Raw genomic sequence first — 13,621 nt, forward strand, 5'->3', positions numbered from 1 at the left:
AAAACGCCCCGCCGTGCGTCTTGTGGGAACAGCACGGCGGGGCGTTGTGTTGTCAGATGGGTGGGGCGGGATCAGGCGTGGGTGCGGTTGGCGATCTCATCGCAGACCTGCCGGATGAAGGCGTCCAGCTCCATCACGGTGGTGTCGCCCTTGCGGTCGCGGACCGAGATGTTGCCGGCCTCGGCTTCCTTGGCGCCCAGCACCAGCATATAGGGCACACGGTCCACCTGCTGGGCCTGGCGGATCTTGTAGCCGATCTTCTCGTTGTCGCTGTCCAGCACTACGCGGATGCCGGCAGAGGCCAGCTTGTCGGTCACTTCGCTGGCGTAGTCGAGGGTCTTTTCGGACACGGGCAGCACCTTGACCTGGGTGGGGGCCAGCCAGGTGGGGAAGCGGCCCTTGGTCTCCTCGATCAGGTAGGCCATGAAGCGGTCGATGGAGCCCAGGATGGCGCGGTGCAGCACCACGGGGGTCTTTTCGGTGCCGTCGGTGTCCACATAGGTCAGGTGGAACTTGGCGGGCAGGCAGAAGTCCAGCTGGCAGGTGGACAGGGTGTACTCGGCGCCCACAGCGGGCTTGACGTTGACGTCCAGCTTGGGGCCATAGAAAGCGGCCTCGCCGATCTCCTCGGTGAAGTCGATGCCCAGCTCGGTCAGCACCTCCCGCAGGGCGGTCTCGGCGTGATCCCACATGGCGTCGTCGTCGTGGTATTTCTTCTTGTCGTTGGGGTCCCGCAGGCTGAGCACGCAGCGATAGTCGGTGATGCCGAAGTCCCGGTACACCTCAAAGATCAGGTCGCAGACGTTGGCTACCTCGCTCTTGATCTGGCTGGGGGTGACGAACAGATGGGCGTCGTTCTGGCAGAAGTGGCGGCCGCGCTCGATGCCCTTCAGGGTGCCGCTGGCCTCGTAACGGAAGTCATGGGCGATCTCGCCGATGCGGATGGGCAGCTGCCGGTAGGAGTGGGGACGGTTGGCGTAGATCATCATGTGGTGGGGGCAGTTCATGGGGCGCAGCACATAGCTCTCGCCCTCCATCTCCATGGCGGGGAACATATTCTCCCGGTAGTGGTCCCAGTGGCCGGAGGTCTTGTAGAGGTTGACGGTGCCCACGCAGGGGGTCATGACGTGCTGGTAGCCGCGGGCACGCTCTTTGGCCTTGATATAGTTTTCCAGCTCCTGCCAGACCACATAGCCGTTGGGCAGGAACATGGGCAGGCCGCGGCCCACCAGGTCGTCGGTCATGAACAGCTGCATTTCCTTGCCGATCTTGCGGTGATCCCGGGCGCGGGCCTCCTCCTGCTGCTTCTCCCAGGCATCCAGCTCTTCCTGGGTGCGGAAGGCCACGCCGTTGATGCGGGTCAGCATCTGGTTTTCCTTGTCGCCCTTCCAGTAGGCGCCCGACTGCTGGGTGATCTTGAAGGCTTTCAGGCCCTTGGTGTAGGTCAGGTGGGGTCCGATGCACATATCAACGTACTCGCCCTGCTGGAAGAAGCTGATCTCGGCGTCCTCGGGCAGGTCGCCGATGTGCTCCACCTTGAACTTCTCCTTGCGCTCCTCCATCAGCTGGATGGCCTGGGGGCGGGGCAGGATGAAGGGCTTGATGGCCAGGTTCTCCTTGGTGATCTTGCGCATCTCCTTTTCGATGGCAGCCAGATCCTCGTCGGAGAGCTTTTTGTCACCCAGGTCTACATCGTAGTAGAAACCGTTGTCGGTGGCGGGGCCGTAGCCAAAGTCAGCCTCGGGATAGAGGCGCTTGATGGCCTGGGCCATGATGTGGGCGGCGGTGTGACGCAGGACGTGCAGTTCCTGGTCCTGGGGGCACTCGGCAACGGTGCCGTCTTTGTAGATGATCTTCATGGCGGTTTTCCTTTCTTCTCGGGTTCAAAAATAAACAAAAAGACGCTTCATCCCGCAGACAGCCTACACGGGATGAAGCGCCGGTATCCACATTTGGCCGGACCGCTCCACGGTTCCACCCGAATTGCGCAGCCCTGGGGCCGCGCCTCTCGCTGTGCTGTAACGGGCACGCCCGGCAGAGGTTCGCCTCTGCGCTCCGCGGTGGTAAGGGGCGGCCGGACGCCGGGCTGCTTGCAGCACGCCGCGCCTGCGGCGGCAGCCCTCTCTGCTGTGTCCAGGATCCGCTCCTGATGGTCCGCATCCAAGGGGGCTGCGCCCCCTCGCGCTTTGACAGGATGAAACTGGGATGTATCGGAGAAGCCGCCCGCAAGGCTGGACGAACGCCGGGAAGGTGCAGATGCACTGCTTCCCCGGCAGAACAGGGCGGAGCAGGGGCGTTTTCGGATACAGCCTGTGGTGATTGTAGCACACCTGCGGCAAAAATGCAAGCGGCAGCCTTGGCCGAGACACAAAACAGCCCCTGTCAGGCCGGAGAAGGCGGGGGACAGGGGCTGCTTTGCTTTGTGCATCTGGTAAAAGGAAAGAAAAAGAAGAAGGAGAATGCCCTGCGCGCCGCGCCCGTGTGGCAGGGCGGCCTGCCGCTGAGAGAGCCCTCTATCCTCTCCCAACGGGGGCGTATGGGCAGCGGAAAGCAAAAAGGCGCTCACAGACCTTGTCTGTAAGCGCCTTTGCTTTCCACGATGCCAGTATAGCCCGCTTTGTAGGAAATGTCAAGGAGAGACGGCAGATTTTGTCTGATTCCACAGCGCTTCCAAAAAAGGCCGCTGCTGGTCCGTCAAAATGCCAAAATCACTCCCCGCGGCTGCCGGGGTCCTGGTTCTGGCCGCCGTCCCGGTCCTGCCAGGGCCACACAAAGGCGCGGGACTGGCGCACGGCGCGCTGTTCGGCCCGGTGCTCGTCCCGCTTGGCCTCGGCCCGTTCGGCCCGTTCCGACCGCATTTCCACCCGCAGCAAAATGCTCATCAGGGCGCGGGAACCGAAGGTGGCCACCAGCAAAAGCACCGCATCCAGGCTGGGCAGCAGGATGGTCTTGGACACCTCGGCCGCCATCAGGAATTCCAGGGCGGTGATCAGGCCGGTGCTCATCTCGAGGTGGTAGTCGTAGTCATCATGGAACAGCACCACCCGCATGTAGTGGTAGGTGGTGCGCAGCAGGCTGACCACGATGATCAGCAGGCCGATCAGCTCGGCAATGCCCGAGATGAGGGGGACGGCCACCGCCAGGGCGGTATCCATCCCGATATCCATTTGCTCCAGCAGGTGCAGCATGGGGGCGGCTCCTTTCAAAAGGGGTTAGTCCAGCAGGGTCTTGACGTAGTCGGCCAGGGCCTGGTCCTTGCAGGCGGGGAAGAACAGCTGGCTGAACTGCTCGCCGGCCACGGCGCCCTTGACCAGATCCTGATCGAGGCTCTTCAGGCAGTCGATGAGGGGACGGAAGGTCTGGGCCCGCACCCCGTCCAGGATCTTCTTGTTCCGCTGCTCGGGCTCCCGGCGCTCTTTGGGGTAGCCCTGGCCGTGGCCAAAGCCGAACAGCTTCTCGAAGATGTACTCCAGGTTGAGCTCACCGCCCCAGCCAAAGCCTTTGGCAAAGGGCAGGGCCACGGCGTTGCCGTCGTTGACGTGGGCGAAGGTGTAGGCGTCCACAGGGTCCTCCACATGGCCGCACAGCACCCCGGGGAAGCTGTTCAGAGCCAGCATGGCGCCCTCGCCGGTGCCGCAGCCGGTGACTACATAATCGGCGGCGCCGCTGTTGAGCAGGATGGCGGCCAGGATGCCGTTCTGGACATAGGTCAGCTGGGCGGCGTCATCGGCGGCGTACATGCCGTAGTTGACCACTTCGTGGCCCATGGGCTCCACCGCCTTTTTGAGGGCGGCCAGGATGATGCCGTTCTTGGCGGCCTGGCTGTTTTCGTTGATAAGCGCGATCTTCATCAGGATGAACCTCCGTTTTCTCCCTGCAGTCCGGCCGGACGGCGGGCCGCAGCTGAAACTTTTGCATACATCTCTCAGTGTACCGGTTTTGGGCCGGAAAGTCAATGGACCTCCCAAAAAGGCCGCCGCCCTTTGGGCGGGCGGCGGCGGATGCGGTCACGGCTGGTCCGGGTCTGCGTAGTAGGGGCAGTCCAGGCCCAGGGCGCACAGCTGGATGTGGCGGCGCTGCCACGGGCAGTCGGGCGCCTGGGGCGGACGGCAGCCATGGCCGTGGCCCTGGCGGCGTCCGCCATGGCAGCAGCCGCCGGTGACGGCGGCCAGCTCCTCCGGCCGCAGGGACGTGCTGCCGGCAGGCAGATGCAGCGAAGAAAATGCCATACAAAACGCCTCCTTCCTGTCTCTATTATATCGGTTTGCGGCCGGCGCCGCAAGGGGATGAGGGCAGAAAAACGCCCCGCCGACCGGCGTCTAAAAAAGGACGTAACGTATGAAAAATCCTGGGCCTTGATTGACACATCCCGCCCCCTGTGATAGAATCAAACCAGGATCAAAATGCTGCCGCAGCCGTCTTTGGGGCCGGGGCGGCGTATCAAATGTGAAGGAGGACATCCCTATGTCTTGCAAGATCTCCCGCAGAAACTTTATGAGGTGCGCCGGCATAGGCGCCCTGGCCCTGGCGTCCAGCAGCCTTTTGGGCGGATGCACCCGCTTTGATACCGAATATGGCCTGAACGAAGTGGCATCCTGGACCGACAAGAAGGGCGGCACGTTCACCATGGCCATCACCCAGGCGCGGGAGATCACCGCGGGCCGCAACGAGGACCTGGCGGAGAATTTCCAGCTCAAGATCGACGACAACCAGCGGTATGTCTATCTGCACATCGAGGTGAACAACAACACCGGCGAGGAGATCGAGCTGTACAACAAGCGGTACAACATCGACTGGTTCGAGCGGAACTACACCGACGAGGTGATCCGCGACCACTTCTATGAGTCGGAGGAGGATGCCGATGTGCGGACCACCTATCCCAACGCCAACAAGATGGTGGACGCGCCGGCCGTGCTGTGGGCCTACAACAACGGCCTGTACCTCAACGGCCGGGGCAATTTCGGCGTAGTCTGCTACACCGGCACCGCCGGCGAGCCCCGGGAGGACCAGACCTGGGCCGACATCCCCGAGGGCGCATCCTACCTCGACTGCATCGGTCAGATCACCGAGAACCTCCAGACCTTCCGTCTGGTCTACCGTCTGGCCGGCCAGGAAGTCAACTTCGTGCTGTATCCCTCCCAGTTCGCCTGAGGCGGGGACCATCCCAAACATATACAAACACCGGGCTGCTGCGGGGCGTCATCCCCCGGCGGCCCGGTGTTTTTGTCATTTGTCCCTGTCCTCCCGGCTGCCGGGGCCGCGCCCGCCCTGGAGCTGGCGGCGCAGAGCGTCCAGCGAGAGGCGGCGGCTGCCATGGCGCAGCCGCGGGAAGGCGTTCAGCAGGCGGCCGGGGCTGAAGGGGCCGCGGCGCTGCAGCTGCGCCTGGAGCTGGGCCTGCATCTCCTCCGCGCGGGCCTCCAGCTCGGCCGCCAGGCGGGCCAGCCGCTGCTGCTGTTCGGTGCCGCTGGGCAGGGCCATCCGGGCGGCCTGGATGGCCTCCTCCGCCTTGGCGCGAGCGGCCCGGGTCATCTGGCGCATCTCATGGACCGACAGCCTGGCCCCGGCGGTGCGCAGTTCGGCCCCCGCCAGCTTGAGCTGCAGCCGGCTCTCGTCCAGCTTTTGGTCGGCGTCCATGGCGGTGGAACCGATCAGCCCGGTCATGGCGTCGCTGACGGCGTGGATGCCGTCGGCGATCTTTTCCAGGGCCTCCAGTTCGGCGGCCAGGCCGGCTGCGGCGATGGTGGTGGCCACCAGATCCGCGGCGTACACCAGGTACAGCGCGCCGATGAGGACCCACCCCGGGGTGACGGGCACAAAGTCCACCAGGGCGGCCACCGTGGGGTGCACCAGCTTCATCACAAACACCGCCCCCAGCCCCCAGTACAGGGAGAACTCCAGGCAGATGTAGCCCCCGAGGTTGAAGGGCCGGTCGGTGTAGTCCCACCAGCGGGTGTGGTACAGGCGGTAGAGCACCCAGCCTCCCGCCAGCTCGATGAGGCTGGGGATGAGCATCCCGCCGGCAAACAGAAGCAGGTTGTTGTCCAGGACCGGACGGAGCAAAAACAGGAGGGCCAGCATCCCGAAGCCGTAGATGGGGCAGACGGGCCCGTTCAAAAATCCGCGGTTGACCAGCTTGCCGGTGGTGACGGCGGCATAGGCCACCTCGACGCACCACCCCAGGCAGGAGTAGATCAGAAAATAGGCTGCGATCTGATAAAAGGTGAAGGGCATGGCGTGCCTCCCGTAGCAAGGTGTGTGGGGATCGGGTCAGTCCCCGCTGCCGGGGACGGGTCCTTCGGGGGCGGCCCGGCGCTTGGGCTCCACCCAGGTGACGCTGTCCGGCCCGGGCAGCTTGCGGGCGATGAGGGCCTTGATCTGGATGCCCATTTCGGTGAACATCCCCTCGTGTTCGGTGCGGATGTTCCAGGCGGGCTCGTCCTGGTGCAGGTCGTACGTCTGCCAGGTGATCTCGTACCCCGCCGCAGGGAAATAGCCCAGGCTGTCCCGGAACAGATCGTCGTCGTCGGTCTTGAAATAGACCTCGCCCCCGTCGGCTAAAAAGTCCCGGTACTGGATCAGCTGCCGGGGATGGGTCAGCCGGTGCTTGTTGGAGGAGGCGTTTTTGCTCCAGGGGTTGCAGAAATTGATATAGATCCGGCTGACCGTGTCCTCGGGGGAAAGGATGGTGCGGATCCGCTCGATGTCCACGCTCATGATCCGCACGTTGTCGATGGGGCGGCCGGCGGCGGCGTAGGCGGCCTCGATCTTCCGCTTGGCCAGGATCAGCACCTTGTCGGTGATGTCGATGCCCAGGTAGTTGTTTTCGGGGTGGGCGGCGGCCAGCTGGGAGATGAACCCTCCCTTGCCGCAGCCCAGCTCCAGGACCAGAGGCTGCTGGGGCCGGGCAAACTGCTGGTGCCACTGGCCCTGCAGGTGGAAGGGGTCGTGGATGTGGAAATCGGCGGCCAGAAGCTCTGCCCGCGCGTAAGGCTTGAAACGCATGCGCATGGTGTTTTGTTCTCCTTGTCGTATCGCAAATAAGATTCAGCGGCCCGCCAGGAAGGCGGCCACATCCTGGGCCTGTCCGGCGCAGCTGCCCTGGCAGATGGCGGGCTTGCCCCCGCCCCGGCCCGCAAAGGCGGCGTTGAGGGCTTTGACCAGGGGGCGGACATCCCCCTCCCGGCGGGCCAGGCAGTAGCCGCAGCCCTTTTCGGTGGGGGTCAGGGCGGCGCACAGGCCGTCGGTGGCCTGGGTCAGCCGCAGGGCCAGCCGGTGCAGCCCGTCGGGGTCCAGGCCGGGCACCAGACGGATGGCGTCCTCGTGGGGGTCCGCCGCTTCCGCCAGGGCGTCAAACAGCTGGCTGCACACCCCATAGTGGAGGTACTGCAGGTCGGTCAGCTCTTTGTGCATCCGGCGCACCGCGTTGGCGGTCTCGGCGGGCTTGGCGCTCAGCTCGGCCACGATCTGGCTCTGACGAGCCTGCATGGCCTGCATCCCGGCCAGGGCCCGCGCCCCGCACAGCACCGCCAGGCGCATGCCGCCCTTGTAGTGCTCCGCCGAGACGATCTTGATCAGACCCACCTGGCCGGTGGTGGCGGTGTGGGTGCCGCAGCAGGCGCATACATCCGCCCCGGGGATGGTGACGATCCGCACCTGGCCCTGGATCTCCTTTTTGCTGCGGTAGGACATATGCGCCAGCTGCCGGGGGTCGGGATAGCTGACCTGCACCGGCAGATCCTGCCAGACAAAGCGGTTGGCCTCGGTCTCGGCCTGCAGCAGACCCTCGGGGCTGATGGGGACGCTGGTGTCCATCCGCACCGCCTCGCTGCCGATGTGGAAGCCCACGTTCTCGGCGCCGAACAGCCGGTGCAGGGTGCCCGACAGGATGTGTTCGCCGGTGTGCTGCTGCATCTTGTCGAACCGCCAGTCCCAGTCGATCTGCTGGGTCACCTCGGCCCCGGGGACGGCGGCGGGGGGCAAAGCGTCCACCCGGTGCCAGATCACCCCGTCCTTTTCGTGGACATCGGTGACGGCAAGGCGGGCGCCGTCCGGCAGGGTCAGGGTGCCACGGTCGGCGGGCTGGCCGCCCCCCTCGGGATAAAAGACGGTGCCCTCAAAGGCGATGCGGCCTCCGCCCCCCGGCAGGGGCTCTGCGGCCAGGATGAGGGAGGACGCCCGGGTGCGATAGGCGTCCTGCTGATAGTAGGTTTGGGTGCGGTGCATGGTCAATGATCCCCTCTCTGAATCTGTGACGCGGCCGGGCCGGCCGGCTGCTCTGCAAAGCCCTGCGGGCCGGGCAGATATAACCCAGTATACCACGATTTTTGCCTGTGGAAAATAGCCAGCAGTTGTGTTATCATAAGAAAAGATGCAGGGTGCGCCCGAAAAGCTGCGATCCGGGGCCCCGGCCGGGCCCGGCGGCCGCTTTGGCGCGCCCCCAGGCCGCACCTGCAAGCGCTGCGGCGCGTTGAAAAAAGAGAGGAACGGAACATCATGCGTGAAAGTGGAATTTTGATGCCGGTCTCCAGCCTGCCAGGCCCCTATGGGATCGGCTGCTTCAGTGCGGAGGCAGTGAAATTTGTGGATTTCCTGGCGGCGGCAGGCCAGAGCATCTGGCAGATCCTGCCCCTCAGCCCCACCGGCTATGGGGACAGCCCCTATCAGAGCTGCTCCGCCTTTGCGGGCAACCCCTATTTCATCGATCTGGAAGCCCTGTGCCAGGAGGGGCTGCTGGACCGGGACCAGCTGGACGAGGCAGACTTTGGCTCGGACCCCGAGGTGGTGGACTACGGCGCGCTGTACAACGGCCGCTATGCCCTGCTGCGGACTGCCTACGCCGCCTGGCGGGCATCCTGCCGGGGGCGCTATGGCTGCGGGATGTACTATCCCGACGACTACTACGCCTTCACCCTGGCCAGCGAGGGCTGGCTGGATGATTACGCCCTCTATATGGCCCTGAAAGCGGCCTACGAGATGAAGCCCTGGACCCAGTGGCCCAAAGAGTACCGCCTGCGGGACCCGGAGGCCCTGGCCCGGTATGCCGGGGAGCACGAGGAAGAGATCGGCTTTTGGAAGTTCCTCCAGTACCAGTTTGACAAGCAGTGGAAAAAGCTGAAAGCCTATGCCAACGGCAAGGGCGTCCAGATCCTGGGGGATATGCCCATCTATGTCTCGGCGGACTCGGTGGACGCCTGGGTGGGCGGCAGCCTGTTCGAGCTGGACGGCGAGGGCAACTTCGCCCGTGTGGCGGGCTGCCCCCCGGATTACTTTGCGGCGGACGGCCAGCTGTGGGGCAACCCCCTGTACGACTGGGACTACCACCGCCGCACCGGCTTTGCCTGGTGGATCAAGCGGGTGCGCCACGCCGCCGCCATCTACGACCTGGTGCGGATCGACCACTTCCGCGGCTTTGACAGCTACTGGGCGGTCCCGGCGGGCAGCGCCACAGCCAAGACCGGCCGGTGGGAAAAAGGTCCCGGCATGGAGCTGTTCCGCGCCCTGGAGAATGCGCTGGGCCGGCTGCCCATCATCGCGGAGGATCTGGGCGACCTGAACGACAGCGTCCGGCAGCTGCTGGCCGACAGCGGCTTTCCCGGCATGAAGGTGCTCCAATTCGCGTTCACCGGCGGGGACAATGAGTATCTGCCCCACAACCACATCCGCAACTGCGTGGTCTATCCCGGCACCCACGACAACACCACCATCAGCGCCTGGTGGGACCATGTGGCCACCAAGGCCGAAAAGCAGAACGCCGCCGCCTACCTGCACATGACCAGCGCCATCAAGCCCACCGCCGCCCAGGCCGCCGCCGTCAAGACCGCCACGGCCCGGCAGTACCTGCTGCGCGCCGCTTTGGGTTCGGCGGCCAGCCGCGCCATCATCCCCCTGTACGATTGGCTGGGCCTGGGGGAACAAGCGCACCTGAACACCCCCGGCCGCCTGGGCGGCAACTGGGCCTGGCGGGCCAAACCGGGCTTTGATACCCCGGCTCTGGCGGCAGAAATCCGGCAGGAATGCGAGGTCTGCTGCCGCGTGAAGGATGTTCTTTTGGCAGAATGACAAACTTTTGCAGGCTGCCGCGAAATGTTGCCCGGCTGTCTGGAAATATTGCAGGCTTCGTGATATAATTTACATATGCTGGTTATTTAGACAAGTGGGCGGGCGTATGGCCTGCCCGGGCCTTTGCAAAGCCGGGGCACTGGGGGGATATCTAGGTGCTGCGCCGGCCTGCCGCATGGGCCGAAAAGGGAATTGCAGCCGTCCAAAGGGCTGCCGTTTGGCGGCCCTTGTGCGGGACGGCGCACAGCGGGGGAGCAGCTTATGGAAAAAGGATATACGGAACGGGGTCTGCAGGCGCTGACCCAAGCGCTGCAGGCTGTATTCGAAGACGTCAGCGTGGTGGAGCTGCCGCAGGAATGCGCAGACCACTGGCAGGACGATGCCGTGCAGGTGAGCTACGAGCAGGGCGGCGGACAGGTGAGCTGTGTGCTGCGCCGCCGCATCCTGGTGGACGGCGTCTGGTACGGCGTCCAGATGAGCGCTCCTCTGGCGGGCAACACTCTGCCGGAGGACCGGATGACCGAGCGGGAGCGGGAGCTGGTGCGGGAGGACATGAACCATGACTTCCTGACCGGCGCTTACAACCGGCGGTATATCGAGACGGTGTTCAGCGCCGAGCTGGAGGCGGACGTGCGTGCGGGCGGCCGTGTGGCCGCGGCCCTGGTCTCCCTGGATGGGGCTGACCGGCTGCAATACACCTATGGCCAGCCCGCCCTGGACCAGGTGGTGTGCACCATCGCCAACCAGTGGAAGAAGCACTACGACCAGCCCGGCAGCCGGATCGTCTGCCGGCTGCAGGGGGGCCTTTTGCTGATCGCCTGCGACAAGATGTCCGCCGCAGAGCTGAAAGAGGAGATGGCCCGCTATTACAGCGAGATGCCCTGCGAGTGCGTGGCCGGGACCGGCATGATGAACCGGATCTCCTACACCCTGTCCATCGGGGTGGCGGACACCGGAGAGCTGCCCCAGGGCTGCCGCTGCTGGGACGGGCTGTACCGCCTGTGCGGCCAGCGCCTGCGCACGGCATCGGAGGAGGGCGGCAACCGCATCTGCGCCGCAGAGGAAAAAGACGCCTGAATCATACCCGCTGTTGAATCATACAGCGCAGCTGCGCGAAGAATAAGAGCCTTCCTTTGGTACACCCTAATACCGAAGGGAGGCTTTTTTGGATGGAACACCAGAAAAACGACGACTTGAATATGCTGGAAGCAGTGGTGCAGAACACCGAGATGGGCAAGAACACCCTGGCCCAGATCCTGCCCATGGCCAGCGACCGCGGCTTCAAGGATGAGCTGATCCGCCAGCGCAGCGGCTACCAGGAACTGAACCAGGAGGCCCACGCCGGCCTCGACGCCCACGGGGGCCGCGCCCAGGGCCAGTCCGCCCTGGCCAAGCTGAACACCAGGATGGGCATTGGACTGAGGACCATGGCCGACCGCTCCACCCGCAACCTGGCCGAAATGCTGGCCGAGGGGAGCAGCCAGGGCGTGATGGACTGCATCAAGTGCCAGCGGGATTACCCCAACGCCACCCCCGGCACCAAGGACCTGATGCGCAGGCTGCAGGCCTTTCAGGAGGCCAACCGCCTCAAACTCGAGCAATTCCTTTGAAACCCGGCCGCGCCAAAACCTCAACAGCGAGGATAAAAGGACGCAGAAAAAACAAAAAACGCTGTCCGCCCCACGCCGGGACGGGCAGCGTTTGCTGTATGGGGGATTTGGGTCACAGCCGCTCGATCATTCCCGCCACGATCCGGGTGGCGGTGGCTACATATTCCGCGATGCTGAAGTCACGGACCACCAGCACCTCGTAGCCGTCCTCGTCGGCGTTGTCGCTCATGGCCCGCAGGATGACACAGGGCACGCCGTTCTTGGCCGCGATCTGGCTGACGGCGGCCCCCTCCATCTCCACGCAGTCGGGGGCGCATTTGGCGGCGATGGCCGCCTTGGAGGCACTGTCCCCAATGAACAGATCGCCCGTCGCAATACGGCCTGTAATATAGTGCACCCCTGCCTCAGTGCAGGCGGCCTCGGCGGCTGCGATCAGGGCCGGGTCGCCGGTGTATTCGGTGAGGTAGGGCGGGTTCTGGCTGATCATATCCAGCTGGGCGTCGTGGTAAAAGACGGTCTTGCCGATCACCACATCCCCGATGCCGACCTTGTCGGTCATGTTGCCGGCGATGCCCGAAAAGATGATCTGTCCGGCGCCGTACCGGGTGATGAGCACCTGGGTGGCAGCGGCGGCATTGGCCTTGCCCATGCCGGCACAGCATACCACCACCGGACGGCCCGCCAGGGCGCCCTTGTGGTAGCGCACCCCGCCGTAGTCCTCCACCGTCACGCCGGAGAGCCTGGCGCACAGCTGATCCACTTCTTCGGGCATGGCGCCCAGGATGCCAAAGACCATCCTGTCCACCCCCTTAGACATTGAACAGGAACTCGATCACGTCCCCGTCCTGTACGATGTATTCCTTGCCCTCGGTGTGCTGCAGGCCCTTGGCCTTGACGGCGGCGTAGTCGAAACCGGCGGCTTCCAGGTCGGGATAGTGGATGACGCTGGCCCGGATGAAGCCCCGCTCGAAGTCGCTGTGGATCTTGCCGGCGGCCTGGGGGGCCTTGGTGCCCTTGCGGATGGTCCAGGCGCGGCACTCCTTTTTGCCGTCGGTGAGGAAGGAGATGAGGCCCAGCAGATCGTAGCTGGCGGTGATCAGGTTGTCCAGACCGCTGGCCTGGATGCCCATTTCGGCCAGGAAGGCCTTCTTTTCCTCGGGGCTGTAATCGGCGATGTCCTCCTCGGTGCGGGCGCAGATGGGGATCACCTTGGCGCCCTCCTGGGCGGCCCGCTGGGACACCAGGGGGATGTAGCGGTTGTTTTCGATGCCCTCCATCAGGTCGTCCTCGCCCACGTTGCAGGCGTAGAGCACGGGCTTGGCGCTCAGCAGGCCCATCTCGCGCAGCACGGCGGCCTGGTCGGCGTCGCTCTCGTCCCAGGCAAAGCTGCGGGCGGGCTTGCCCTCGCTCAGGTGGGCGGCCAGCTGTTCCAGCCAGGCGGCCTCGGCGGCGGCGCCCTTGTTGTTGCCGCTCTTGGCGGCCTTGGCCATCCGGCCGGCGCGGTTCTGCACCACCTCCAGATCCGAGAGGATCAGCTCATAGTCGATGACGTCGATGTCGGCGATGGGGTCCACCGCCTCGGCCTTGGTGACGTCCTCCACCACATGGATGATGTTGTCGTCGTCAAAGCAGCGCACCACGTGGACCAGCGCGTCGCACTCCCGGATATGGCCCAGGAACTTGTTGCCCAGGCCCGCGCCCTGGGACGCGCCCTTGACCAGGCCCGCGATGTCCACGAACTCCACGATGGCGGGGGTCTTTTTGTTGGTCTGCCACACCTCGGCCAGCTTGTCCAGCCGGGGGTCGGGCACCGCCACGATGCCGCTGTTGGGCTCGATGGTGCAGAAGGGGTAGTTGGCCGCCTCGGCGTTGCGGGTCGAGGTGATGGCGTTGAAAAGGGTGGACTTGCCCACATTGGGCAGCCCGACGATGCCTAATTTCATAACTTGGAA

Annotated in this window: 13 protein-coding genes; 4 read left to right on the top strand and 9 right to left on the bottom strand. The window is 64.8% G+C overall.

What is annotated here, in order from left to right:
• Positions 1-71: 71 nt before the first annotated feature.
• From thrS to B5E66_RS08315, 4 genes are all read right to left on the bottom strand, one after another.
• Complete coding sequence (gene thrS / locus B5E66_RS08300; protein WP_087231364.1) at positions 72-1,859, bottom strand: threonine--tRNA ligase; 1,788 nt, start codon at positions 1,857-1,859, stop codon at positions 72-74.
• An 849-nt stretch (positions 1,860-2,708) separates the two neighbouring features.
• Positions 2,709-3,188, bottom strand: coding sequence for a DUF1622 domain-containing protein (locus tag B5E66_RS08305; RefSeq protein ID WP_087231367.1), 480 nt, complete (start codon positions 3,186-3,188; stop codon positions 2,709-2,711).
• 24 nt (positions 3,189-3,212) lie between these two features.
• Positions 3,213-3,851, bottom strand: coding sequence for an RpiB/LacA/LacB family sugar-phosphate isomerase (locus B5E66_RS08310; protein WP_087231370.1), 639 nt, complete (start codon positions 3,849-3,851; stop codon positions 3,213-3,215).
• Positions 3,852-4,007: 156 nt separating this feature from the next.
• Positions 4,008-4,229, bottom strand: a complete 222-nt coding sequence (locus tag B5E66_RS08315) for a hypothetical protein (protein ID WP_087231373.1) — start codon at positions 4,227-4,229, stop codon at positions 4,008-4,010.
• 235 nt (positions 4,230-4,464) lie between these two features.
• On the opposite strand from B5E66_RS08315, the gene B5E66_RS08320 reads away from it, so the two are divergent.
• On the top strand, positions 4,465-5,151 hold the full coding sequence (locus B5E66_RS08320) for a hypothetical protein (protein WP_087231376.1): 687 nt from the start codon (positions 4,465-4,467) through the stop codon (positions 5,149-5,151).
• 75 nt (positions 5,152-5,226) lie between these two features.
• Here B5E66_RS08320 and B5E66_RS08325 read toward each other — a convergent pair whose 3' ends face one another.
• Genes B5E66_RS08325 through B5E66_RS08335 form a run of 3 tightly spaced genes read right to left on the bottom strand, consistent with a single transcriptional unit; the run spans position 5,227 to position 8,223 of the window.
• The gene (locus B5E66_RS08325; protein ID WP_087231379.1) at positions 5,227-6,231 is read right to left on the bottom strand and encodes a putative ABC transporter permease; all 1,005 of its coding nucleotides are present in this window, start codon (positions 6,229-6,231) and stop codon (positions 5,227-5,229) included.
• Positions 6,232-6,267: 36 nt separating this feature from the next.
• Entirely contained in the window at positions 6,268-7,008 is a 741-nt protein-coding gene (gene trmB, locus B5E66_RS08330; RefSeq protein ID WP_087231382.1) for a tRNA (guanosine(46)-N7)-methyltransferase TrmB, read from the bottom strand.
• A gap of 36 nt (positions 7,009-7,044) precedes the next feature.
• On the bottom strand, positions 7,045-8,223 hold the full coding sequence (locus B5E66_RS08335) for an alanyl-tRNA editing protein (RefSeq protein ID WP_087231512.1): 1,179 nt from the start codon (positions 8,221-8,223) through the stop codon (positions 7,045-7,047).
• Positions 8,224-8,457: 234 nt separating this feature from the next.
• Between B5E66_RS08335 and malQ the strand changes: the two genes are divergently transcribed.
• From malQ to B5E66_RS08350, 3 genes are all read left to right on the top strand, one after another.
• On the top strand, positions 8,458-10,059 hold the full coding sequence (gene malQ / locus B5E66_RS08340; RefSeq protein WP_255396636.1) for a 4-alpha-glucanotransferase: 1,602 nt from the start codon (positions 8,458-8,460) through the stop codon (positions 10,057-10,059).
• 261 nt (positions 10,060-10,320) lie between these two features.
• Positions 10,321-11,136 (top strand): GGDEF domain-containing protein, encoded by an 816-nt coding sequence (locus B5E66_RS08345; RefSeq protein ID WP_087231388.1) that lies wholly within the window; start codon positions 10,321-10,323, stop codon positions 11,134-11,136.
• A gap of 92 nt (positions 11,137-11,228) precedes the next feature.
• On the top strand, positions 11,229-11,669 hold the full coding sequence (locus tag B5E66_RS08350; RefSeq protein ID WP_087231391.1) for a hypothetical protein: 441 nt from the start codon (positions 11,229-11,231) through the stop codon (positions 11,667-11,669).
• A 112-nt stretch (positions 11,670-11,781) separates the two neighbouring features.
• On the opposite strand, the gene B5E66_RS08355 is transcribed toward B5E66_RS08350, so the two are convergent.
• Both B5E66_RS08355 and ychF read right to left on the bottom strand, forming a co-directional pair.
• Positions 11,782-12,465, bottom strand: coding sequence for a 5'-methylthioadenosine/adenosylhomocysteine nucleosidase (locus B5E66_RS08355; protein ID WP_087231394.1), 684 nt, complete (start codon positions 12,463-12,465; stop codon positions 11,782-11,784).
• A gap of 13 nt (positions 12,466-12,478) precedes the next feature.
• Complete coding sequence (ychF, locus tag B5E66_RS08360) at positions 12,479-13,612, bottom strand: redox-regulated ATPase YchF (protein ID WP_087231397.1); 1,134 nt, start codon at positions 13,610-13,612, stop codon at positions 12,479-12,481.
• Positions 13,613-13,621 lie beyond the last annotated feature (9 nt).

Source organism: Faecalibacterium sp. An121 (assembly GCF_002160915.1).
Taxonomy (GTDB): domain Bacteria; phylum Bacillota; class Clostridia; order Oscillospirales; family Ruminococcaceae; genus Faecalibacterium; species Faecalibacterium avium.

Excerpts from the sequence above, each read along its gene's own strand:
- B5E66_RS08320 (WP_087231376.1), top strand. The coding sequence starts at position 4,465 with ATGTCTTGCAAGATCTCCCGCAGAAACTTTATGAGGTGCGCCGGCATA.
- B5E66_RS08325 (WP_087231379.1), bottom strand. The coding sequence starts at position 6,231 with ATGCCCTTCACCTTTTATCAGATCGCAGCCTATTTTCTGATCTACTCC.
- trmB (WP_087231382.1), bottom strand. The coding sequence starts at position 7,008 with ATGCGCATGCGTTTCAAGCCTTACGCGCGGGCAGAGCTTCTGGCCGCC.
- B5E66_RS08345 (WP_087231388.1), top strand. The coding sequence starts at position 10,321 with ATGGAAAAAGGATATACGGAACGGGGTCTGCAGGCGCTGACCCAAGCG.
- B5E66_RS08305 (WP_087231367.1), bottom strand. The coding sequence starts at position 3,188 with ATGCTGCACCTGCTGGAGCAAATGGATATCGGGATGGATACCGCCCTG.
- B5E66_RS08315 (WP_087231373.1), bottom strand. The coding sequence starts at position 4,229 with ATGGCATTTTCTTCGCTGCATCTGCCTGCCGGCAGCACGTCCCTGCGG.
- B5E66_RS08350 (WP_087231391.1), top strand. The coding sequence starts at position 11,229 with ATGGAACACCAGAAAAACGACGACTTGAATATGCTGGAAGCAGTGGTG.
- ychF (WP_087231397.1), bottom strand. The coding sequence starts at position 13,612 with ATGAAATTAGGCATCGTCGGGCTGCCCAATGTGGGCAAGTCCACCCTT.
- thrS (WP_087231364.1), bottom strand. The coding sequence starts at position 1,859 with ATGAAGATCATCTACAAAGACGGCACCGTTGCCGAGTGCCCCCAGGAC.
- B5E66_RS08335 (WP_087231512.1), bottom strand. The coding sequence starts at position 8,223 with ATGCACCGCACCCAAACCTACTATCAGCAGGACGCCTATCGCACCCGG.
- B5E66_RS08355 (WP_087231394.1), bottom strand. The coding sequence starts at position 12,465 with ATGGTCTTTGGCATCCTGGGCGCCATGCCCGAAGAAGTGGATCAGCTG.
- B5E66_RS08310 (WP_087231370.1), bottom strand. The coding sequence starts at position 3,851 with ATGAAGATCGCGCTTATCAACGAAAACAGCCAGGCCGCCAAGAACGGC.